The sequence below is a fragment of the Streptococcus mitis subsp. hohhotensis genome, from assembly GCF_020089495.2.
Lineage (GTDB): Bacteria > Bacillota > Bacilli > Lactobacillales > Streptococcaceae > Streptococcus > Streptococcus hohhotensis.
The window spans coordinates 39,849-62,869 of sequence record NZ_JAIRCA020000001.1; the positions used below are offsets into that span (position 1 = coordinate 39,849).

General features: G+C 39.5%; 22 protein-coding genes and 1 pseudogene. 14 read left to right on the plus strand and 9 right to left on the minus strand.

Annotated features, from left to right (window positions below; genetic code table 11):
- Nucleotides 1–145: 145 nt before the first annotated feature.
- From K4Z77_RS00205 to K4Z77_RS00225, 5 genes are all read right to left on the minus strand, one after another.
- Complete coding sequence (locus K4Z77_RS00205; RefSeq protein ID WP_224218104.1) at nucleotides 146–1,210, minus strand: DUF6574 domain-containing protein; 1,065 nt, start codon at nucleotides 1,208–1,210, stop codon at nucleotides 146–148.
- Between the two features lie 57 nt (nucleotides 1,211–1,267).
- Complete coding sequence (locus K4Z77_RS00210) at nucleotides 1,268–2,179, minus strand: DUF4097 family beta strand repeat-containing protein (RefSeq protein ID WP_224218105.1); 912 nt, start codon at nucleotides 2,177–2,179, stop codon at nucleotides 1,268–1,270.
- Nucleotides 2,172–2,765, minus strand: a complete 594-nt coding sequence (locus tag K4Z77_RS00215; RefSeq protein WP_224218106.1) for a DUF1700 domain-containing protein — start codon at nucleotides 2,763–2,765, stop codon at nucleotides 2,172–2,174. The genes K4Z77_RS00210 and K4Z77_RS00215 overlap by 8 nt, the downstream gene beginning before the upstream one ends.
- Entirely contained in the window at nucleotides 2,752–3,078 is a 327-nt protein-coding gene (locus tag K4Z77_RS00220) for a PadR family transcriptional regulator (RefSeq protein WP_000273858.1), read from the minus strand. The genes K4Z77_RS00215 and K4Z77_RS00220 overlap by 14 nt, the downstream gene beginning before the upstream one ends.
- Before the next feature lie 138 nt (nucleotides 3,079–3,216).
- Nucleotides 3,217–4,383: a CynX/NimT family MFS transporter gene (locus K4Z77_RS00225; RefSeq protein ID WP_224218107.1), complete on the minus strand. Its 1,167-nt coding sequence runs from the start codon at nucleotides 4,381–4,383 to the stop codon at nucleotides 3,217–3,219.
- A gap of 150 nt (nucleotides 4,384–4,533) precedes the next feature.
- Between K4Z77_RS00225 and K4Z77_RS00230 the strand changes: the two are divergent.
- A pseudogene (locus K4Z77_RS00230) lies at nucleotides 4,534–5,600 on the plus strand (glycosyltransferase family 2 protein).
- A 38-nt stretch (nucleotides 5,601–5,638) separates the two neighbouring features.
- A complete protein-coding gene (locus tag K4Z77_RS00235; protein ID WP_224218108.1) occupies nucleotides 5,639–7,489 on the plus strand; it encodes a polysaccharide biosynthesis protein in 1,851 nt (616 codons plus the stop codon).
- 124 nt (nucleotides 7,490–7,613) lie between these two features.
- Here K4Z77_RS00235 and K4Z77_RS00240 read toward each other — a convergent pair whose 3' ends face one another.
- Genes K4Z77_RS00240 through sdaAB form a run of 3 tightly spaced genes read right to left on the minus strand, consistent with a single transcriptional unit; the run spans nucleotide 7,614 to nucleotide 9,820 of the window.
- Complete coding sequence (locus K4Z77_RS00240; RefSeq protein WP_224218109.1) at nucleotides 7,614–8,246, minus strand: HAD family hydrolase; 633 nt, start codon at nucleotides 8,244–8,246, stop codon at nucleotides 7,614–7,616.
- A 21-nt stretch (nucleotides 8,247–8,267) separates the two neighbouring features.
- Nucleotides 8,268–9,140: an L-serine ammonia-lyase, iron-sulfur-dependent, subunit alpha gene (gene sdaAA, locus K4Z77_RS00245; RefSeq protein ID WP_224218110.1), complete on the minus strand. Its 873-nt coding sequence runs from the start codon at nucleotides 9,138–9,140 to the stop codon at nucleotides 8,268–8,270.
- 8 nt (nucleotides 9,141–9,148) lie between these two features.
- Nucleotides 9,149–9,820 carry an L-serine ammonia-lyase, iron-sulfur-dependent subunit beta gene (gene sdaAB / locus K4Z77_RS00250; protein WP_000838909.1) on the minus strand — a complete coding sequence of 224 codons (672 nt, stop codon included), beginning with the start codon at nucleotides 9,818–9,820 and terminating at the stop codon, nucleotides 9,149–9,151.
- A gap of 241 nt (nucleotides 9,821–10,061) precedes the next feature.
- On the opposite strand from sdaAB, the gene apf reads away from it, so the two are divergent.
- On the plus strand, nucleotides 10,062–10,685 hold the full coding sequence (gene apf, locus K4Z77_RS00255) for an aggregation-promoting factor (protein ID WP_224218111.1): 624 nt from the start codon (nucleotides 10,062–10,064) through the stop codon (nucleotides 10,683–10,685).
- Between the two features lie 50 nt (nucleotides 10,686–10,735).
- Here the strand turns inward: apf and K4Z77_RS00260 are convergent, their stop codons facing one another.
- On the minus strand, nucleotides 10,736–11,599 hold the full coding sequence (locus tag K4Z77_RS00260; RefSeq protein WP_224218112.1) for a helix-turn-helix domain-containing protein: 864 nt from the start codon (nucleotides 11,597–11,599) through the stop codon (nucleotides 10,736–10,738).
- A 180-nt stretch (nucleotides 11,600–11,779) separates the two neighbouring features.
- Between K4Z77_RS00260 and K4Z77_RS00265 the strand changes: the two genes are divergently transcribed.
- The 11 genes from K4Z77_RS00265 (at nucleotide 11,780) to K4Z77_RS00315 (ending at nucleotide 23,017) form a co-directional block, all read left to right on the plus strand.
- Nucleotides 11,780–12,625: an ABC transporter ATP-binding protein gene (locus K4Z77_RS00265; protein ID WP_000452049.1), complete on the plus strand. Its 846-nt coding sequence runs from the start codon at nucleotides 11,780–11,782 to the stop codon at nucleotides 12,623–12,625.
- A gap of 15 nt (nucleotides 12,626–12,640) precedes the next feature.
- Nucleotides 12,641–13,369, plus strand: coding sequence for an ABC transporter permease (locus tag K4Z77_RS00270; protein WP_000773480.1), 729 nt, complete (start codon nucleotides 12,641–12,643; stop codon nucleotides 13,367–13,369).
- A gap of 506 nt (nucleotides 13,370–13,875) precedes the next feature.
- Nucleotides 13,876–14,463 carry a hypothetical protein gene (locus K4Z77_RS00275; RefSeq protein ID WP_224218113.1) on the plus strand — a complete coding sequence of 196 codons (588 nt, stop codon included), beginning with the start codon at nucleotides 13,876–13,878 and terminating at the stop codon, nucleotides 14,461–14,463.
- An 80-nt stretch (nucleotides 14,464–14,543) separates the two neighbouring features.
- Nucleotides 14,544–14,699 carry a hypothetical protein gene (locus K4Z77_RS00280; RefSeq protein ID WP_162838030.1) on the plus strand — a complete coding sequence of 52 codons (156 nt, stop codon included), beginning with the start codon at nucleotides 14,544–14,546 and terminating at the stop codon, nucleotides 14,697–14,699.
- 49 nt (nucleotides 14,700–14,748) lie between these two features.
- Entirely contained in the window at nucleotides 14,749–16,857 is a 2,109-nt protein-coding gene (locus K4Z77_RS00285; protein WP_224218114.1) for a bacteriocin-associated integral membrane family protein, read from the plus strand.
- Nucleotides 16,854–17,495 (plus strand): ABC transporter ATP-binding protein, encoded by a 642-nt coding sequence (locus K4Z77_RS00290; RefSeq protein WP_224218115.1) that lies wholly within the window; start codon nucleotides 16,854–16,856, stop codon nucleotides 17,493–17,495. The genes K4Z77_RS00285 and K4Z77_RS00290 overlap by 4 nt, the downstream gene beginning before the upstream one ends.
- 206 nt (nucleotides 17,496–17,701) lie before the next feature.
- Nucleotides 17,702–18,508: an ABC transporter substrate-binding protein gene (locus K4Z77_RS00295; protein ID WP_224218116.1), complete on the plus strand. Its 807-nt coding sequence runs from the start codon at nucleotides 17,702–17,704 to the stop codon at nucleotides 18,506–18,508.
- A gap of 16 nt (nucleotides 18,509–18,524) precedes the next feature.
- On the plus strand, nucleotides 18,525–19,721 hold the full coding sequence (locus K4Z77_RS00300; RefSeq protein ID WP_224218117.1) for an argininosuccinate synthase: 1,197 nt from the start codon (nucleotides 18,525–18,527) through the stop codon (nucleotides 19,719–19,721).
- Nucleotides 19,722–19,749: 28 nt separating this feature from the next.
- Nucleotides 19,750–21,144, plus strand: a complete 1,395-nt coding sequence (argH, locus tag K4Z77_RS00305; RefSeq protein WP_101786460.1) for an argininosuccinate lyase — start codon at nucleotides 19,750–19,752, stop codon at nucleotides 21,142–21,144.
- 155 nt (nucleotides 21,145–21,299) lie between these two features.
- A complete protein-coding gene (gene mnmA / locus K4Z77_RS00310) occupies nucleotides 21,300–22,421 on the plus strand; it encodes a tRNA 2-thiouridine(34) synthase MnmA (RefSeq protein WP_001282946.1) in 1,122 nt (373 codons plus the stop codon).
- A 140-nt stretch (nucleotides 22,422–22,561) separates the two neighbouring features.
- Entirely contained in the window at nucleotides 22,562–23,017 is a 456-nt protein-coding gene (locus K4Z77_RS00315) for an NUDIX hydrolase (protein ID WP_224218118.1), read from the plus strand.
- Nucleotides 23,018–23,021 lie beyond the last annotated feature (4 nt).

The window sequence follows — 23,021 nt, forward strand, 5'->3', positions numbered from 1 at the left end:
TATCATACTACTGAACTATAGAAATAAAATCTATCCTAGGACAAGATTTTAAAGCATTAGCACAAGAAGAGTAAAGCAGAAGCAGGTCAATCGACTTGCTTTTTTGACATAGAAAAAATCCTGCCATGGATGACAGGATTGAAGTTTAAAGAAAGGCCAAGATACGAAGGTAATCCCCAATCAGTGCGACTTCAGCTACAAAGAAGAGGAGGATGATCACTCCGTTCACAAGGACAGACAAGAATAACTGATAGAAGGAGTCGGTTTCACTTGCTTGACTTGGTCTTGTAATGATATGGAGACTGGCAAGCAGAATGATTCCAATGCTAATCACACACAAGAGAGCCGTAAATCGCAGGCTGTCAAAGAAGGCAAAGAAACTAGCAATAGCAGTGAGGAAGATTGGAATTGCCAAGAGCTGGCTATATTGTTGGAGAACCTTTTCTAGCGTCCAGTCCTTTTCTTGGTGGATAAATCGTCTCACAACGAAACTACCCAAGAGGAAGGAAAAGAAGAAGAGTGTTGTTGCTACTAGGATAGAGATGATTGAAAAGAGATTTAATGAAGCAAATTGTTCAGGGAAGTGATTATGCATAGTTGCTATATGTCCATAGTAAGCATGTTTGATGTGGTAGATACTAAAGAAAAAGGAAGATGCAGAAAACAGAATGAGCAAGAGAAAGGCTGTGTAACTGTGTGTACTACTTGTTTCAAGATTGCTCGTAGGAGATTTGAGAGCTTCCACTAGCCAAGACCAAAAATCAAGCGCTTGCTCTTTCCATCTATCCGTAGATTTTGGAGCTTGGTCGGGGATATAAGGACTTTCTAAGGATTGACTGATAAGAAGGGGCTCTTTCGTGGTTGTTTTTTGCTGAGGAAGTGCTTCTTGACTCTCTTCAGCTATAGTGACTTTTTCTGTTTCTTTAGAAAGGTCTTGCTCTTCTTCAGTAGAATGGGATGCCTTCTTTTCTTCTATTTCTGTCCTCGCTTCACCGTCTTCAGGCGTTTCAATTTTCTCTTCTTGCTGGCTTTCCAATTCGACTTCAGCTTGAGAAACTTCCTTCTCTAACTGAGTATTTTTTTCAATTGGCGTATCGAGATCGGCTATCCTTTCTTCAGCCTTGTCTGCAACATCTTGGACTTGTTCATCAGGCTTGTTCTTGCTTGTTGTTTTTACAAAATCATTACTTTCAAACCATTCTTGTTTCATGGTAGAACCTCCTTTTTAGTGGGTTATGTGTCATAGTGGTCGATATAAATAGGTTTATTAAGGTCTGTTAGCTGTAGTTTCAAGACTAATATAATCATCAGCCTTAGCGATGAGTTGACCTTTTGCATCAGTTTTTTCAGTTTTGTAAGGGTTGCTTAATTCGTTGGGGTGGCGTTGACTCTCATCTCTCGATAACTGATAAATAGGACCATGGTGACTCGAGAGGTCTAAGTTAATTTCTTGGCTTTCTTTTTGAGTTAGCATGATACTGAGCGCATTTTTAGAAGATAGTTCTACTTTACCATATACTTTAATATTTTCAGCGTGGAAGTGCTTCTCTGTTGACTCTAGCTGACTATCTGTAAGGTCTGTATCAAAGATATTGACGATATTAGGGGTTGTGAGTTTACTGTTTTTGATACGACTTCCTTCAATTCGGAGGAGATAGCCATTTGTATTGAGAGTTGCATTTTCAAGACTAGCATTTATGATGGTGGTTTGTCTGCGATTGGCTGAGATGTTGATTCCTTTTAGGCTTCTTCCTTTTGGTAATTGGAGAATAACTTCATCAAAACGACTAGAGTAGCTGCTTGCGATATGGAGAATCCCGCCAATTCCAGAAGAGAGAAATGGAGTTTCAGACAGTTTCTTATCAATGATACTCAGCGTTTTATCGTTCTGATTTGTGACAAGATCATGGTTAGCAGAAATAGATGGATGGTAAGCAATGTGGATTTGATCATCGAAAGAGTCTGTGATGGTCAGCGCGTGTTGGTGGAGAGTTATCTCTAGATTTTCGACTTCCTTGCCAAAGGTCAGCTCTTCCGTACGGCTATCATAGACAGGTTCCTTGGACATGGCAAGTAGGCTCTTGATTCCGTCAGATTGGATACCTACAAAAAGCAGGATAAAGCCGATAACGGTAGTCACCACACCAAAAATGAGAAATCCTTTTGTCAATTTACGCATGCTGGTCACCTCTCTTTCCTTTTTTGAGAACAAATTGCACTAGGCGAACAATGAGTAGGCCGAAGAAGCGAGCTACATAGGAGATACCTAATAAAACCAGCGAAGAAGCACCGATGGCTAGTAAACCAGAACCAAAAATCAAGATAAAGGCTGATTTAGCTTGGGCTAGGACAGTGAAACTTTCAACTAAAAATAGGAATCCGCCGATGATACCAAGTATGGAAACCGCAAAGAAAGCTAGAATGACAGTCAAGGCTGCCACAAGGATTGCGAACAGGGACACGAGGATGGCGATTCCCAGAGGAATACCGATGGGGGCTGCAAGGAGAGCTAACAAGGCGATATGTAAAATTTGTCGGTTATTTTTTTGAGCGGGTGCCTCATTGATTTTTTTATCGAGAAGATTAGAGAGGACTTCGTGGGCTGCTTCCTTAGGAGTTCCCAAGCTAGCGATGAGTTCTTCTTCTCCCTCGACTCCAGCTTCGTCAAAGAGTTCTCTGAAATAGTCCATGGCTTCGATGCGATCAGCTTCAGGTAGTTTCTTGAGATAGAGTTCTAGCTGAGTCAGGTATTCAGTTCTTGTCATGGCGGATACTCCCTTCTATGATGCCATTGATGGTGTCTGTATAGAGTGCCCATTCATCTTTTAGGGTCACGAGCTGTTCTATACCACCATTTGTCAAGGAGTAGTATTTGCGCATGCGACCTTGGAACTCTCTAGAATAGGTTGTCAGAAAGCTATTGCCTTCCAATTTTTTTAGGATAGGATAGAGTGTAGATTCTTTGATATTAGCGATCAGCTTAATGGTTTGGCTAATCTCATAACCATAAGAATCATCCTGCTCCAGTACAGCCAAGATGAGAAATTCAATCAAGGCAGAGGATGTTGGAAAGTACATGGGGAACCTCCTTTTCTAATGTGTAAGATTTTTATATATAATTTTTCTACACATACATTGTACATCTAAAAGAAAGCCCTGTCAAGAGAAATGTGTAAAATTTTTATATATAAAAAACTCCTAGGCAAAACTAGAAGTTTAGAGAATTTTATCGGCTCTGTCCACTGTAAAGAGGGCCACAGTCATCAGGATATCGACGAGCAAGAGGGCAGCTACAGCTGGCACCCAAGAGTGGAAAAGGTCAAAACTGTAACCAAAGAGGGTTGGCCCAAAGGCTGCTAGGATATAGCCTCCTGTTTGAGATAAACCAGACAATTGGGCTGTCTTTTCAGGGGCGCTTGTTTTGAGTGAAAAGTTGACCATGAGATAAGGGAAGAGGGCGCTGGTTGCGGTTCCGATGAGGAGATGGATGGCAAGCCAGTAAAAGAAATTACCGATTGAGAAAAAGAGCATGGAAATGCCGACTACACCAGCTAGTGAAACCAGAGTGAGCATGAGCTGACGATTACGAGTTGATAAGCTGGTTGTCAGACTTGGGATGGTCATTGAAAAAGGAATGCTAATCAGAGAGAAGATAGAAGTCAGCAAGCCAGCTTCGTGACTAGATAGGCCTGCGTGGATGGCCATTGTAGGTAGCCAGGTCATAGCTGTGTAAAAGAGCAAGGATTGAAAACCTGCAAAGACAATCACTGCCCAGACCTGTTTATTACGCATGACCTTTGTTTTGCTTTTTTGTTTGGTTTGTGGAGCTAATCTGTGATTATAGCGGTGATTAGGGAGCCAGACCAAAAAAGTTGCTAGACAGAGCAGGGTAAGGAGGATGATAAGTCCTTTCCAAGAACTGGCCTGTGTAATGGGCACAGCTAGATAGGAAGCCAGAGCCGTCGCAACCCCCATAGAAGTTACATATAAGGTGGTCAGAAAACCAATTTTCTTTGGTTGATTGGCTTGGATAAGACTAGGAAGCAGAACATTGATAACTGCGATACTTGCCCCAACCATCAAGGTTCCTAGATAGAGCAGGGGCAGATTGATTAGTCTAATCAGAGAACCGATAGTCAAGAAGAAGAGACTATAGGTAAAGAGATGTTCTAAGCCAATTTTCTGAGCCAGTCGGGTAGAAAAGAGCGAGAAGAGGGTAAACATAAGGAGAGGAAGGCTGGTCAAGACACCAAGCGAACTAACTTCTACTCCCAGCCCTTGCGAAATATCTCCTAATATAATGGGTAAAACAGTAAAAGGAGTCCGCAAGGAAACACCAATTAGGATAATACCTGGAACAAAAAAGAGTGATTGCTTTTTCATATAATACCTCTTCTAGCTGATTTTAATAACAGCTTATTTTAAGGCTTTTTCCCTATAATGTCAAGTAAGGTTTCTGACTTTCAAGATAAAAATAGGAAAGTCTTGAAAATTATGATAAAATAGTGGAAGGAAAAATTCAGGAGAGTAGTAGTGACTCAAAATGTTGAAAGTCTTCTCGTATCCATTGTAATCAGTGCATACAATGAAGAAAAATATCTGCCTGGTCTAATTGAGGACTTAAAAAATCAAACCTATCCTAAAGAAAATATTGAAATTCTATTTATAAATGCTATGTCTACAGATGGGACAACAGCCATCATTCAGCAATTTATAAAAGAAGACACAGAGTTTAACTCAATTAGATTGTATAACAATCCTAAGAAAAATCAAGCTAGTGGTTTTAACCTGGGAGTTAAACATTCTGTAGGGGACCTTATTTTAAAAATTGATGCTCATTCAAAAGTTACTGAGAGTTTTGTAATGAATAATGTGGCTGTTATTCAACAAGGTGAATCTGTCTGTGGGGGACCTAGACCGACGATTGTTGAAGGAAAGGGAAAATGGGCAGAGACCTTGCATCTTGTTGAGGAAAATATGTTTGGCAGTAGCATTGCCAATTATCGAAATAGTTCCGAGGATAGATATGTTTCTTCTATTTTTCATGGGATGTATAAACGAGAGGTTTTCCAGAAGGTTGGTTTAGTAAATGAGCAACTTGGCCGAACTGAAGATAATGATATTCATTATAGAATTCGAGAACATGGTTATAAAATCCGCTATAGTCCAAGCATTCTATCTTATCAGTATATTCGACCAACATTCAAGAAAATGCTGCATCAAAAGTATTCAAATGGTTTGTGGATTGGCTTGACAAGTCATGTTCAGACTAAGTGTTTATCATTATTTCACTATGTTCCTTGTTTATTTGTTTTGAGTCTTGTGTTTAGTCTAGCATTGTTACCGATCACATTCGTATTCATAACTTTACTATTAGGTGCCTATTTTCTACTTTTGTCATTACTCACTTTGCTGACTTTATTAAAACATAAAAATGGATTTCTAATTATGATGCCCTTTCTTTTATTTTCCATTCACTTTGCTTATGGCCTTGGAACGGTTGTAGGTTTAATTAGAGGATTTAAATGGAAGAGAGAGTACAAGGGAACAGTAATTTATTTGGAAAAATAAGCCAAATAAATCAAAATGTGCTACAATAACAATATAGTAAAACTCTTTTAAGGAGGAGTAAATTTCTATGAATAAAAAACTCACAGATTATGTCATTGATCTGGTGGAAATTTTAAATAAACAACAAAAACAGGTCTTCTGGGGCATATTTGATATTTTGAGTATGGTGGTTTCCATCATTGTATCTTATATTTTATTCTACGGATTGATTAATCCAGCCCCTGTTGACTACATTATCTATACGAGTTTGGCCTTCTTGTTTTATCAGTTGATGATTGCTTTTTGGGGGTTGAACGCTAGTATTAGTCGTTACAGCAAGATTACGGATTTCATGAAAATCTTTTTTGGTGTGTCTGCTAGCAGCATTTTGTCATATAGTATTTGCTATGCCTTCTTGCCACTCTTCTCCATCCGTTTCATCATTCTCTTTATCTTGTTGAGTACCTTCTTGATTTTATTGCCACGGATTACTTGGCAGTTAATCTACTCCAGACGCAAAAAAGGTAGTGGTGATGGAGAACATCGTCGAACCTTCTTGATTGGTGCTGGTGATGGTGGGGCCCTCTTTATGGATAGCTACCAACATCCAACTAGTGAATTAGAACTTGTCGGTATTTTGGATAAGGATGCTAAGAAAAAGGGCCAAAAACTTGGTGGAATCCCTGTTTTGGGCTCTTATGACAATCTGCCTGAATTGGCTAAACGCCATCAAATCGAGCGTGTTATCGTTGCGATTCCGTCACTTGATCCGTCAGAATATGAGCGTATCTTGCAGATGTGTAATAAGCTGGATGTCAAATGTTACAAGATGCCTAATGTTGAAACTGTTGTTCAAGGACTTCACCAAGCAGGTACTGGGTTCCAAAAAATTGATATCATAGACCTTTTGGGCCGTCAGGAAATTCGTCTTGACGAATCGCGTCTGGGCGCAGAACTGACAGGTAAGACCATATTAGTCACAGGGGCTGGTGGTTCAATCGGTTCTGAAATCTGTCGCCAAGTTAGTCGCTTCAATCCTGAACGCATCGTCTTGCTCGGTCATGGGGAAAATTCAATCTACCTTGTGTATCATGAATTGATTCGTACATTCCAAGGGATTGATTATGTACCTGTGATTGCGGATATTCAAGACTATGATCGTTTGTTGCAAGTCTTTGAGCAGTATAAGCCAGCTATTGTTTATCATGCGGCAGCCCACAAGCATGTTCCTATGATGGAGCGTAATCCAAAAGAAGCCTTCAAAAACAATATACGTGGAACTTACAATGTTGCTAAGGCTGTTGATGAAGCCAAAGTACCTAAGATGGTTATGATTTCGACAGATAAGGCAGTTAATCCACCAAATGTTATGGGAGCAACCAAGCGCGTGGCTGAGTTGATTGTCACTGGCTTTAACCAACGTAGCCAATCTACCTACTGTGCAGTTCGGTTTGGGAATGTTCTTGGTAGCCGTGGTAGTGTGATTCCAGTCTTTGAACGTCAGATTGCTGAAGGTGGTCCTGTAACGGTGACAGACTTCCGCATGACCCGTTACTTTATGACCATTCCAGAAGCTAGCCGTTTGGTTATCCATGCTGGTGCTTATGCCAAGGATGGGGAAGTCTTTATCCTTGATATGGGCAAACCAGTCAAAATTTATGACTTGGCTAAGAAAATGGTCCTTCTAAGTGGACACACTGAGAGCGAAATTCCAATCGTTGAAGTTGGAATCCGTCCAGGTGAAAAACTCTACGAAGAACTCTTGGTATCAACCGAACTCGTTGACAATCAGGTTATGGATAAGATTTTCGTTGGTAAGGTTAATGTTATGCCTCTAGAAGCTATCGACCAAAAAATTGAAGAGTTCCGCACTCTCAGCGGAGATGAGTTGAAGCAGGCTATTATCGCCTTTGCTAATCAAACCACCCACGTTGAATAAAAAATCTTTAAAATCAGAAAAACGCATATTATCAGGACTTGAAACCTTGGTAATATGCGTTTTGTTATGTATAGATTTACTTCATTTTCTTCTGAAATGGAGTTGTTGCCCAGTCTTTGTCATGTTATTGAAAATACTCTAAAATTTGTAGGGGGTTGTGGGCGATATAATCAGGTTGATAGTTTAGCAAGTCTGCTTGCTCTCCAAATCCCCAAGTGACGGCTAATTTCTGAATGCCTGTTTCTTGAGCTCCAAGCATATCAAACTTGGTATCTCCGATGATGATGGCTTGCTCTGGTGCTAGTTGATGTGTCTGTAAGGCTTGGCGAATGACATCTGCCTTATGAGGTGCTTCAGGGCTGGAACCATAAATGCCATCAAAGAAATGATAGATTCCCAAATTTTTAGCCATGTCTTGAGCGGTTGGAGTATTTTTTGTCGTGGTGATGTAGAGTGGATAACTGCTCGATAACTTCTCAAGCAAGTCTACAATATTAGGAAAGAGTTGAGCTTCATGGATGCCTTTTGCCCTATAGTAAGAACGGTATATCTGCACAGCCTCAGTGATTTGTTCTTTGGGTAGGCAGGTCGCAAAACTACTTTCGAGGGGCGGTCCCATAAAACCACGAATCGTTTTGGTATCAGGACTAGGCACTCCTAGCTCTTTAAAGGTATGGGTAAAGGCATTGTGAATCCCGATAGAACTGTCAACGAGGGTTCCATCTAGATCGAAAAAGATAGCTGTGATAGAGGTCATGGTTTCTCCTATTTGATAAGCTTATTCTCCGAAAATTTCTTTTTGGAGGCGACGACCAGTAGGGGTGGCAGCGAGTCCACCTTCAGCTGTTTCACGAAAGGCAGTCGGCATGCTTGCTCCTACTTGGTACATGGCATCGATAACTTCATCCACAGGGATTTTAGATTCGATACCTGCCAGGGCCATGTCTGCTGCGATGAAGGCAAAGCTAGCTCCCATGGCATTACGTTTGACACAGGGAACTTCAACCAAACCTGCAACAGGGTCACAGATGAGGCCTAGCATATTTTTAATGACAAAGGCAATAGCTTGACTGGCTTGGTAGGGTGTCCCACCTGCAGCCAGAGTCAAGGCTGCAGCACTCATAGCAGAGGCCGAACCGACTTCGGCTTGGCAACCGCCCTCAGCACCTGAGATAGAGGCATTATTTGCGATGACTAGTCCAAAGGCACCAGCAGCAAAGAGGAAATCTAGCTGTTGCTCGTGGCTAAGGTCTAATTTTTCAATAGCAGCAGTGAGAACGGAAGGGAGACAGCCAGCACTTCCTGCGGTCGGAGTGGCACAGACCAAGCCCATTTTGGCATTGTGTTCATTGACTGCAATGGCATTTCGGGCAACAGAGAGAATTGTGTAATCTGACAGAGTTTTTCCGTTTTTGATGTAGTGATCCAATTTGGCAGCATCTCCACCTGTCAGGCCACTACGAGATTTATTTTCATTGAGGCCAAGTTGGACAGAGGCTTTCATGACTTCCAGATTGCGTTCCATGAGAAGGAAGACTTCTTCACGTTCGCGACCGGTCAATTCAAACTCTGTTGTAATCATGAGTTCTGCGACATTTCCTTGAAAGTCCAAATCTGCTTGCTCGACCAATTCTTTGATAGAATAAAACATGCTTCCTCCTATTTAAAGAAATTGACATTGTGGAGATGAGGGATTTTTCGAATTTCTTCGATGGCCTCATCACAGTTACGACTGTCGACTTCGATAATCATAATGGCTTTTTCACCAGCTTTTTCACGAGTGACATTCATCTGGGCAATATTGATATCATAGCGTGAAAGGGCCTCTGTTACGAGGGCAATCATACCTGGAATATCTTGATGAACGATGATGATAGTCGGTGTATTCATATTGAGAGAGACGGCAAAGCCATTGAGTTCTGTGACCTGAATATTCCCTCCACCGATGGAAATACCAGTTACGCTGATGGTCTTGTGCGCGTTTTTGACGGTAATTTTAGTGGTGTTTGGGTGAGGAGCATTACTGTCTTTCTGAATGGTCCAGACAATCTTTATGCCACGCTTGTGAGCAATTTCCAGGCTGTTTGGGATTTCAGGATCATCTGTATCCATGCCTAAAATACCAGCAACAAGGGCTAGGTCTGTCCCGTGACCACGATAGGTCTTGGCAAATGAGTTAAAAAGTTGGAATTCGACTTCTGTCGGAGTATCATCAAAGATGGAAGAGACAATCTTCCCAATACGAACAGCCCCAGCGGTATGACTACTAGAAGGGCCAATCATAACTGGTCCGATGATATCAAAGACAGATTGAAAACGAAGTGATTTCATCAGTTTCCCCTTATAAAAATTCTTATCTCTATTATATCAAAGAATAAAGGTCTTGACTTTAATTGTAGATGAAAACCTTTCTAATACCTCAAATAGCATAAAAATAGTATCTTTTATGACAAAAAACACATTATTTAGGGAAATAAAAAATAATTTTGTAATATTTCTACATAAAAGTGTCAAGAAACGGTAATATTTAAAGGGTATGATAGAACTATAGAAAGAAGGAGAATTTTCAAATATGAAATCAACAACTAAAAAGATTAAAACAACTCTTGCAGGAGTAGCTGCCTTGTTTGCAGTATTTGCTCCATCATTTGTATCTGCTCAAGAATCATCAACCTACACTGTTAAAGAAGGTGATACACTTTCAGAAATTGCTGAAACTCACAATACAACTGTTGAGAAATTGGCAGAAAACAACCACATCGACAACATTCATTTGATTTATGTTGGTCAAGAGTTGGTTATCGATGGCCCTGTAGCGCCTGCTGCAACACCAGCGCCAGCTACTTATGCAGCTCCAGCTGCCCAAGATGAAGCTGTTTCAGCCACAGTGGCAGAAACTACAGAGGTAGAGGAAGAAACTCCAGCAGAAAGCGCGCCAGTAGCAGAAGAAACAGTTGCTTCAACTGTAAGTGGATCTGAAGCAGAAGCTAAAGAATGGATCGCTCAAAAAGAATCAGGTGGCAGCTACACAGCTACAAACGGACGTTACATCGGACGTTACCAATTGACAGATTCATACTTGAACGGTGACTACTCAGCTGAAAACCAAGAACGTGTAGCAGATGCCTACGTTGCAGGACGTTACGGTTCATGGACAGCCGCTAAAAACTTCTGGCTTAGCAACGGTTGGTATTAAGAAATAACGAACAGAATAATATGAAAAGGTCGAGGAAATCCCTCGACTTTTTATATTTTCTTCGGTTGATAATAGTTCTCCACTTCTTTTTTGAGATGAGACAGCATAGAAGTTTCCTCGGTCAGCTCCAGAAGGGAGAACCCTTTTTGGATAAGTCTAGCGTCATCCCTACAAATCCCGATACGGACATAGCAGATAGCAAGCCTATCGTAGTGCTTCTTTTTCTTGGCATCCTCTAGTAAAGTATAGCAGATTTGTTGACACATGTTTTTGTCTTGATGGTATAAGTAAATGGTGGACAGATTGAGTAGGATTGCCATTCGTAAGTCATATAAATGTTGGTAGTTTTTATAGACTTCCAAGCGTTGCAGGATTTTTCCAGTAATGAGATGGAGGTGATCAATGGGAAAGCTGAAAAGGATGGTATTGAGGATTTTTAGATCATTTTCATACCATGTATCTTGTTTTTCAATTTTTTCCCAAAGTTTTTTGACAGTCTGTTTCACTTGGTCTGACAGTTGCTCTGTACCATGTTGACGGATATGAATGACAATTTCCAACATATCTCTGATTTCTTCTATGGGCAGGTCGTGGTGGGTTTTGAGATAGTCTTGGCATTTTTGAAATAGTTTTTCGAGTTCACTAGTCCCTAGGGTTGAGCTCATATTGAGATAGGTTTGCATGATTTCTGTTCGTTGGCTCGGTTGATAGAGGTGGCAGATATAGTCAAACTCTTCAAAACTCATATTGATTTGCCGGAGAAGAAACTCCATATTTTCATATTTGGGAGTTGCTTTACCACTTTCAATTTTTGATAAGCTGGTTCTTGAGAGAACCTCCCCACAGACCTCTTCTTGGGTTAATCCTTTTGATTCACGTATTTCTTTATAGACCTTTCCAAAATCATAACGCATGATTTTCTCCTTTTCGTGAAAAAAGTTAACAAATAATAAAATTCTATTAAAAATATTGTATCATAATAACAGGAATAGTAAAAAAGAAAACTAAAATAATGTGTGAAAAAAGTTAACTAATTTTAAAATAGAATAAAGAAGAGGTATACTGTAGATACAAAATACAGGGAGGAATAAAAAATGGAAGTTATAAATGTAAGTAAGCATTATGGTCATTCAATCATTCTCAAAGATATAAATTTTGCACTTAATAAGGGTGAAATTGTTGGTCTAGTAGGGAGAAACGGAGTTGGCAAGAGTACATTGATGAAAATTCTTGTTCAGAATAACCAACCGACTTCAGGGAATATTATAAGTAGTGATAATGTTGGGTATTTAATCGAAGAACCAAAATTATTTTTATCTAAAACAGGTTTAGAGAATTTAAAATATTTGTCAAATTTATATGGTGTTGACTACAATCAAGAAAGATTTGGAAGTTTGATCCAAGAGTTAGATTTGACTCAGTCTATTAATAAAAAAGTAAAGACCTATTCTTTGGGTACAAAACAAAAATTAGCTTTGCTTCTGACTCTTGTTACGGAACCTGATATATTAATTTTAGATGAACCGACTAATGGTTTAGATATTGAATCATCACAAATAGTTTTAGCGGTTCTAAAAAATTTAGCTTTACATGAAAATGTGGGAATTTTAATATCGAGTCATAAATTAGAAGATATTGAAGAAATTTGTGAAAGGGTTCTTTTCTTGGAGAACGGGCTTTTGACATTTCAAAAAGTAGGAAAAGATAGTCATAATTGCTTGTTTGAGATAGCTTTTTCATCAGCTACAGATAGAGACATTTTCATTACCAAGCAAGAATTTGGGGATATTGTTCAGGAAGAGGGACTGAGAATTACTATGTCTGGGAATATTCAAAGTAGTGAGCTTTTTAAATTTTTTAACGAAAACTCTATTAAAGTAGTTGATTTTGAAACTAAAAAAGAGACGCTTAAAGATATTTATCTAAATCGTTCAAAATAAAGGAAGGTTATAATCATGAAATTAAATAAATTGAATTTTCTTAAGGAAAATATAAGAGATTTATATTCATCAGGCGTAATATATTTCGGATTGATTATCTCGTTTATACCGCCGCTACTGGTTACATTCTTTATTCTAAAGACTCAAGGGACATCACTTGGTATTAAGCATATTTCAAATTTTTATGCCATGCTCGGTATGTTAATGGCTGTTATACATGCTAACCGAATTATTAGCAGGGATTTTTCCCACAATACGATCAGTTTATTTTATAATCAACAGAAAAATCGGATGATTTACGTCTTGTCCAATTTTCTATATGCCATCTCAGTTTCCATTATTTATGCTTTGAATGGTATTTTGTTACTAGTCATCGTAAGTAAATTGGGTGTTCCAGGTGCTTTAGGGTTAGATTTTATAGCAGTCATTGTAGTCAATACAATTTTGTTAGTCCTATTTTATTTTCTATTATCTTACATTTTCTATTTATACAAATTGAAAAGTGGCTTGGTATTTGGTATTTTAGTAGCTTTACTACTCTTTGTCCCTAATATATTAAATACGATTATGATGAATACTAGTAATGATTTGTTTATCAAAGCAATTGAACTTCTTCCTTTTTATTCCTTACCTGTATTTGTGGCTTCAAATACGATGTCTATTAGTCAGTATCTTGTGGCAACCACTACAATCATTTTATTGTACTTTTTCACTCTCAAGAAAAGCAAGGAGTATTCATTTTAGTTTCGTTTAGTATTATTTTGCAGACTTAAAATCCAGCAAAAAATAAAAAGATGTTGCGCTGACTAAAGAAAATTAGAATGTATAACAGAGGTAAACAGATAATTGTAGGGGAATTAAGCCTTCTATTGATGAGCATGAATTTTCTTATAACATTATCCAACAAACTGACCTATGAAACTTCAAAAATTCAAAAACCACACGGTATTCCTTTCAACTTGATTGTATTCAAGACTGAAACTACTTGAAAATATTTAATATTTTTCTTTAATTACTTGACAGGTTATATATGTTGATTTTTAATATAGGTAAAATAGGGGTTGTGTGAGCGTTGACAAATACAGTACCCTTAACTTTGTATTCAGCAAAGAATTATGATGCAACTAGAAAAGAAAGAATTCTAGCTTGATACAATGTCACCAGTTTTATTTAAAGTTGTTATGGAACTATTTTTAAAATAAATACGATTCTTCTGCTTTAGGTAGAGTAGTTAATCAGGAGGTTAAGTGATGAACTACAATTTAAAATATCTCTTATCAGGAATATTTGTCCTAGTCTTTATAGGTTTCCTAGTCTGGATGCGTTATTTTAATCAGAAGAAGGAAGAAGAGCATTCGGATGTGTCTTTTGAAGCGAGGTTAGATAGTGAGGTCAAGGCCTTATATAAACAACTAGGATTGGGTGAGGAGCCTCATTATTTCTTAGCCTATCGCTACCTACATCCTTGGTTCAACTTGGCGATTTTACCACCAACAGTTGAAATTTTCTTAACTAAAATAGCGCTGGTGATGGTAACTCCAGATGAACTACTGATAAGAAATCTTGGGAATGGGATGACTTTCATCAGTGAGCATCATCGTGATTTGTGGCAAGGACTTATCCGCATTCCAAAATCAGAGATGAAAGAATTTGAGATTCGTAACTGGAAAAAATTTTTTGTATTTGGCGATTTTTTGACAATTAAAACAAGCCAACATAGCTATTATTTGCAGGTTAGAGATGATGGACTTCAAAAAGGAAGTCTCTCTAGCAAACATTTCTCAGACTTGAAACGACAAGATTTTTTAGGATTATTGACAGATAAAAGGACATTCTGATAGACAATTGCCCTAGTTGTTTATTGTAAACTTTACAAATGAGCTGTAAACACTAGAATCCATTCAGAAAGGCAATTCCTATGAAAAATAAAATTTTAATCATTGTTTATATTTTAGCCTCGCTAATCATCAGTTTTATAATCTTTTCACTTTTACATATCGACTTTAAATGGTGGACAACTTTAGCTATAAGTGCAGGATTTATTTACACCTATTTAAAATTTAGTAAAAAATAAAAAGTACCTGCACCTATCTCGCTTTCGTCTCTTCACGGGAGGTATCTCTATGAAAAAAATCAGTCATCTTTGTATGCTCCTGCTCTTACTGTGTACTACATTTTTTGTCCTGAATGTAAATGTTACAAGAGAAATAGTGCGGATTCAGGAGATGGGCAAGACAACTTATTCATTTGACTTGTACTTGAAAGATGTCACTAAACCGACAGAAACGATTCTCCAGTTTTTTGAAGAGGTTGCAAGTCAAGACAAGGTCTCTATTATCAAAGTAGATAATGGCGATGAGGCCGTCAAGGCTGGTGTTTTTGATAAGGAAACCTTCCCCTATCAAGAGTTCGGTCTGACTTCTCTTGATTTTTCAAAGAATGAGAAGGGGGTCTACAGCAACCAGGATCTTCCCAATAATCTAGGAACCATTCCCACCTTTTTAAAGGTGAAACTCATTCGACTCCAGACCTTTCAATCCTACATTGAGGATAAATCCCATACTGTAAATGGGCGCTACATGATTACCTCCAGCAAAGAGATAGATCGCGATACCATTCTACAAAAGTGGAGTGATTTTTTCCAGATAGATAAGACGATTTTATTAGAACCCACTTACCGAAGTCAGGTTGGAGTGCTAAATCAAGAGTTGTTACTATCTATCATTATCTTTATCTTGGCAATCTTGCTTGTGATTTTAATGACAGTTTATCAGCCGATGATGGAGATGAAACGAGTGGGGGTTCAAAAGTTACTTGGTTTTCAAAGCAGGGCGATTTTAGCTGGTTTTGTAAAGACTAATTTTTATCTTCTCTTGGGTGGAAGTCTTGTCATTGACTTGGGACTATTTTTAGTGCTGGACTACAGGCCAAAACTTCTGTTCCCAAGTTTACTCTTATCCCAATTTCTGCTTTTACAGTTGTATTTGTTCATCAGTTGGCTGACCTACCTGATGATTCAGAAAATGACAGTTAGTTCCATGTTGAAAGGTTTTTCATCTGTCAAACTTGGTCTCATCTTCAATTATGTGATGAAAATAGGAACAACTATTTTACTGACGGCCTTACTGATTGGGGTAGGCAGAAGTCTAGAACAAGAAAACAAAGAACTTGCTTATCAGAAACAGTGGGTAAGCCAAGGCAATTACCTGACCTTAGAAACCTTCAAACTCAATGATAACCTGTGGCAAGAAGAGCTAGCAGGGTCAGGGAAATCTACAGATTATTTCTATCAATTTTATCAAGACTTGCTAGCAAAAATACAAGTAAATTATGTTCGAAGTGCGAGTCTTCCTATCAAACCAGTCATCAAAGCTGAACAAGTGCAGAACTACCAACTACCTGATAAGGTAGATGTTTACTATGCTAATAGCAATTTTCTAAAGAGCAAGGGATTCAAGTTACCAGATACCGGCACTAAAAAAGTTATTTTGATGCCAGCCAGTGATAAAGGACAAGAAGGCAAGAATCAGTTCTTGGGAAAATCCATCGCCTATCTTTCTCTGAGGTATGAAGATCAGCAAAAGCAAACAATAGAAGATATGGATGTAGAAATTGCTTACTATGAAGGAGATTGGTCTTTCTTCCCTTATAATAATGAGCGAAAGGAAAATCTCCACAATCCAATCATTAGTCTGGTAAATGATCAAGACATGATGTGGGAAGAAAAGACTCACTTGTCAACGACAGGTTTAAACAACCCGATGAAAGTTGAAAATACAGAACAAAATCAAAAAGTGATTACAGAGTTAGTCGATAACTTATCTGATGGTAGCTATTTAAAATTTTCATCGATTCAAGCAATTCAAGAGGGGATGGTTGATACCTATCGGGATTCTGTTCGTAATTTTAACGTTCTTTTTGCCTTATTTGCTCTTCTCAGTATGATTGTCTCCTACTTTTTACTCGTTACCACTTTCTTGTTGAAGCGCAGGGATATCATTACCAAGAAGTTTATGGGGTGGAAACTGGTCGATCGCTATCGCCCTCTCCTCGTTCTGCTCTTGCTGGGCTATAGTCTTCCTCTTCTAGTATTGATTTTCTTTGCCCATGCGTTCTTGCCATTCCTACTGTTTGCAGGTTTTACATGTCTGGATATACTGTTTGTGCTAGTTTTGGCTTCTAGGATGGAGAAAAGAAGCCTAGCAGAGTTATTGAAAGGGGGCATCTTATGATTGAGTTGAAAAATATTACCAAAACCATTGGAGGAAAAGTGATTTTGGATAACTTGTCTCTCAGGATTGATCAGGGGGATTTAGTTGCTATCGTTGGAAAAAGTGGCAGTGGCAAGTCGACCTTGTTAAATTTATTAGGTTTGATAGATGGTGATTACAGCGGACGGTATGAGATTTTTGGTCAGACAAATCTAGCGGTCAATTCTGCTAAGTCGCAAACAATAATCCGTGAACATATCTCTTATCTATTTCAAAATTTTGCCCTGATTGATGATGAAACGGTCGAGTATAATCTCATGCTGGCACTGAAATATGTGAAATTGTCTAAGAAAGACAAGCTCAAAAAGGTGGAAGAGATTTTAGAGAGAGTAAGTTTGTCAGCTACTTTGCATCAAAAGGTCTCCGAGTTGTCTGGTGGGGAGCAACAACGAATTGCAGTTGCTAGAGCCATCTTAAAACCCAGCCAGCTGATTTTAGCCGATGAACCAACAGGTTCTCTGGATCCTGAAAATAGAGACTTGGTCTTGAAGTTTCTCTTAGAGATGAATCGAGAGGGGAAAACAGTCATTATCGTGACCCACGATGCTTATGTAGCCCAACAATGTCATCGGATCATTGAATTGGGCGAGGGGAAATGAGTTCATTCAGCTCCTTTTGACTGGCTGAATACTCATGTTTTTCAGAGAGAAATAGCATAAATACGCCTAGGAATGACATTTTTATGTAGTATTTCTAGGTTTTTTTGTTTCAAATTGAAAAATTTTTCAATTTAGGCTTGACAAACGATGAGGATAGGAGTATTATTTATACAACCAAAAAGAATAAACATAAAGGAGGCTTTGTTATGAATAAGATGAAGAAGGTGTTGATGACGATGTTTGGTTTAGTGATGCTCCCCCTACTATTTGCTTGTAGTAACAATCAATCGGCTGGAATTGAAGCCATCAAGTCCAAAGGAAAATTGGTTGTAGCCCTCAATCCAGATTTTGCTCCATTTGAATACCAAAAAGTGGTTGATGGGAAAAATCAGATTGTGGGTTCAGATATCGAATTAGCCAAGGCTATCGCAACAGAACTAGGTGTCGAATTGGAACTATCTCCCATGAGTTTTGACAATGTACTGGCTAGTGTTCAATCAGGAAAAGCCGATCTTGCCATATCTGGTGTTTCTAAGACAGATGAACGGAGCAAGGTGTTCGATTTTTCAATTCCCTACTATACTTCAAAAAATAAGCTCATTGTCAAAAAATCTGACTTTGCCACTTATCAGTCTGTCAACGACTTAGCGCAGAAAAAGGTCGGAGCACAGAAAGGTTCGATTCAAGAGACGATGGCGAAAGATTTGCTACAAAATTCTTCCCTCGTATCTCTGCCTAAAAATGGGAATTTAATCACAGATTTAAAATCAGGGCAAGTGGATGCAGTTATATTTGAAGAACCCGTTGCCAAGGGATTTGTGGAAAATAATCCTGATTTAGCAATCGCAGACCTCAATTTTGAAAAAGAGCAAGATGATTCCTACGCGGTCGCCATGAAAAAAGATAGCAAGGAATTGAAAGAGGCAGTCGATAAAACCATTCAAAAGTTGAAGGAGTCTGGAGAATTAGACAAACTCATCGAGGATGCATTTAAAGCGTCCATTGAAAAATAGAAAGAAGGAAAAGAACATGAGTAAAGAAAAAGTAATTTTGGCCTATTCTGGCGGTTTAGACACATCAGTTGCTATTACCTGGTTAAAGAAAGACTATGATGTTGTTGCAGTTTGTATGGATGTGGGTGAAGGGAAAGACTTGGATTTCATCCATGATAAGGCTCTTAAGGTTGGGGCAGTCGAATCTTATGTCATTGATGTTAAGGACGAATTTGCTACAGATTATGTGCTAGTGGCTCTCCAGTCACATGCCTATTATGAACAAAAGTATCCCTTGGTATCTGCCTTGAGCCGCCCTCTTATTTCTAAAAAATTGGTTGAAATCGCGCATCAGACAGGAGCGACTACAATTGCTCATGGTTGTACAGGTAAGGGGAATGACCAAGTACGTTTTGAAGTATCGATTGCAGCCTTGGATCCCAATTTAAAAGTAATTGCACCAGTTCGTGAATGGAAATGGTCTCGTGAGGAAGAAATTCACTATGCTAAGGAAAATGGGGTGCCTGTTCCTGCTGACCTTGACAATCCCTACTCTGTCGACCAAAATCTTTGGGGACGTGCCAATGAGTGTGGTATTTTGGAAAATCCATGGAATCAGGCTCCAGAAGAAGCCTTTGGCATCACATCTTCTCCAGAGGAAGCTCCAGACACGCCAGAATACATTGATATTGAGTTTAGTGAAGGTGTTCCAGTTTCCCTCAATGGAGAAGAGCTAAAATTGGCAGATTTGATTCAAAAACTCAATGAAATAGCTGGAAAACATGGGGTCGGACGAATTGACCACGTGGAAAATCGTTTGGTTGGGATTAAATCAAGAGAAATCTATGAATGCCCAGGTGCAGTGACTCTGCTGACAGCTCATAAGGAAATTGAGGACTTGACGCTTGTGAGAGAAGTGGCTCATTTTAAACCAATCATAGAAAATGAATTATCAAATCTCATTTATAATGCTTTGTGGTTTAGTCCAGCTACACAAGCCTTGATTGCTTATATTAAAGAGACTCAAAAAGTTGTCAATGGGACTGCAAAAGTTAAATTCTATAAGGGGAGCGCTCAGGTCGTGGCTCGGAAATCACCAAATTCACTTTATGATGAAAATTTGGCGACGTATACCAGTGCAGATACCTTTGACCAAGATGCGGCTGTTGGCTTTATTAAGTTGTGGGGACTTCCAACCAAGGTTCATTCTGAGGTTCAAAAAAGCGCCAAATAGGACGATTGACTAGAGAGGTGGATGTGATATGGCTAAGAATACAAAATTATGGGGTGGTCGCTTTGAAGGTACTGTCGAAGACTGGGTAGAGCGCTTTGGTGCGAGTATATCTTTTGACCAGAAATTAGCTAAATTTGACTTGATTGGTTCTTTGGCCCACGTTCAGATGTTGGGTCAGACGGGTATTTTGAGTTTGAATGAGTCAGAAAAGATTCAAGAAGGTTTGAAAGAGCTTTTAGAAGAGCTAGAGGCAGGCCAACTTGACTTTGATATCGCAAACGAAGATATTCACATGAATATGGAAGTATTGCTGACAGAAAAAATTGGTCCCCTTGCAGGGAAGTTACATACAGCTCGTTCTCGAAATGACCAAGTTGCGACAGATATGCACTTATATCTCAAGGAGCAACTAGGCCATGTCCTAGATAAACTGGCTCATCTCAAGGGTGTTTTATTAGACTTGGCGGAAAATCATGTGGAGACAATCATGCCGGGCTATACCCATCTGCAACATGCTCAGCCTATTAGTTTTGCCCACCACCTGATGGCTTACTACAATATGTTTCAGAGAGACAGTGAACGTTTTGAATTTAACCAGAAGCATACAGACCTATGCCCTCTAGGTGCGGCAGCTTTGGCAGGGACGACTTTCCCCATTGATCGCCAATTGTCTAGCGATTTGTTAGAGTTTAAGCAACCTTATACAAATTCTTTGGATGCTGTTAGTGACCGCGATTTTATCTTAGAATTTCTGTCTAATGCCAGCATACTCATGATGCATATGAGCCGTTTTTGTGAAGAAATGATCAATTGGTGTAGTTTTGAGTACCAATTCATTACCTTGTCAGATACGTTTACAACAGGTTCCTCTATTATGCCCCAAAAGAAAAATCCAGATATGGCTGAGTTGATTCGAGGAAAGACTGGTAGAGTTTATGGGAATCTGTTTGGACTGTTGACAGTCATGAAGTCCTTGCCTTTAGCTTATAATAAGGATTTGCAAGAGGATAAGGAAGGAATGTTTGATACGGTTGAAACGATTTTAAATTCCCTTGATGTGTTGGCAGGTATGTTATCCAGCTTGCAGGTGAACAAAGAAAAAATGCAAGAGTCTACAGAGAAGGACTTTTCAAATGCAACTGAGTTGGCAGATTATTTGGCAGGGAAAGGCTTGCCATTTAGAGAAGCTCATGAGGTTGTGGGAAGATTAGTGCTAGACTCTATCAAGTCTGCTAAAAATATTCAAGATTGGACTTTGGAGGAATTGCAAACCTATCATTCCCTCATTGCCGAGGATATCTATGTCTACTTGCAACCTAAAACTGCTGTTCAAAGACGAAATTCTTTGGGAGGTACAGGATTTGACCAAGTGAAATACCAGATTGCAGTTGCTAAGAAAGCGAATGAAGCTAGAAAGTGCTAGATTGATAGGTTCAGAATAAGAGGTTGGTCGATTGACAGCCTCTTTCTTGTCTTCTCCAACCAAGCATGTTATAATGAATACTGCTCAAGCGACCTTCAATCGTGAAGCACACACGACCTTCAATCGTGAATAAACGAATAGATGGGAGACTTACCATGAGTGATAACTCTAAAACACGTGTTGTCGTGGGGATGAGTGGTGGTGTTGATTCGTCGGTGACGGCTCTTTTGCTCAAGGAGCAGGGCTACGATGTGATCGGTATCTTCATGAAGAACTGGGACGACACAGATGAAAACGGCGTCTGTACGGCGACCGAAGATTACAAGGATGTGGCTGCGGTGGCAGACCAGATTGGCATTCCTTACTACTCTGTCAATTTTGAAAAAGAGTACTGGGACCGCGTTTTTGAGTATTTCCTAGCGGAATACCGTGCAGGACGCACGCCAAATCCAGACGTTATGTGTAACAAGGAAATCAAGTTTAAGGCCTTTTTGGACTATGCCATGACCTTGGGGGCAGACTATGTAGCGACTGGGCATTATGCCCGAGTGGCACGTGATGAGGATGGCATCGTTCACATGCTTCGTGGCGTGGACAATGGCAAGGACCAAACCTATTTCCTCAGCCAACTTTCGCAAGAACAACTTCAAAAAACCATGTTCCCACTGGGGCATTTGGAAAAGCCTGAAGTTCGCAGACTAGCAGAAGAAGCAGGCCTTGCAACTGCTAAGAAGAAAGACTCGACAGGGATTTGCTTTATCGGAGAAAAGAACTTTAAAAATTTCCTCAGCAACTACCTGCCAGCTCAGCCTGGTCGCATGATGACTGTGGATGGTCGCGATATGGGCGAGCATGCCGGCCTTATGTACTATACGATTGGTCAGCGTGGTGGTCTCGGTATCGGGGGTCAACACGGTGGAGACAATGCTCCTTGGTTCGTTGTCGGAAAAGACCTAAGCAAGAATATTCTCTATGTAGGCCAAGGTTTCTACCATGATTCGCTCATGTCAACCAGCCTAGAGGCTAGCCAAGTCCACTTTACTCGTGAGATGCCAGAGGAGTTTACGCTCGAATGTACGGCTAAATTCCGCTACCGTCAACCTGATTCGAAGGTGACAGTACATGTCAAAGGAGATAAGGCAGAGGTTATCTTTGCAGAACCGCAACGCGCCATCACACCAGGACAGGCAGTTGTCTTTTACGATGGCGAAGAGTGTCTAGGTGGTGGCTTGATTGACAATGCTTACCGTGACGGACAAGTTTGTCAGTACATTTAGATTGACAAATTTTCTCAATTTGCTACAATAATAACAGCAATAGAAATGATGGTCAAAGCTCATGGATGTTGCAGGCTTTTTTGTCCTGCACTTCTTTGGAGTTTTGACTGTTTTTGTGTCGTTTAAGGGAAAGGACAAGAATGACTCAGCAAGACTTTCGGACAAAAGTAGACAATACGGTTTTTGGTGTTCGGGCGACAGCTTTGATTCTTCAAAATCGCAAGCTTCTAGTCACCAAAGATAAGGGCAAGTATTACACAATTGGTGGTGCGATTCAAGTCAATGAAAGCACGGAAGACGCGGTAGTCCGTGAAGTGAGGGAAGAACTGGGTGTCAAAGCTCAAGCTGGCCAGCTAGCTTTTGTTGTTGAAAATCGTTTTGAACAGGACGGTGTTTCCTATCACAATATCGAGTTTCATTATCTGGTGGACTTGCTGGAAGATGCCCCATTGACCATGCAGGAAGATGAGAAAAGGCAGCCCTGTGAGTGGATTGACTTAGACAAGCTTAAGGGTATCAATCTAGTTCCAGCCTTTCTAAAAACAGCCCTACCAGATTGGGGCGGCCAACTAAGACACATTCATTTTGAGGAATAGGAGA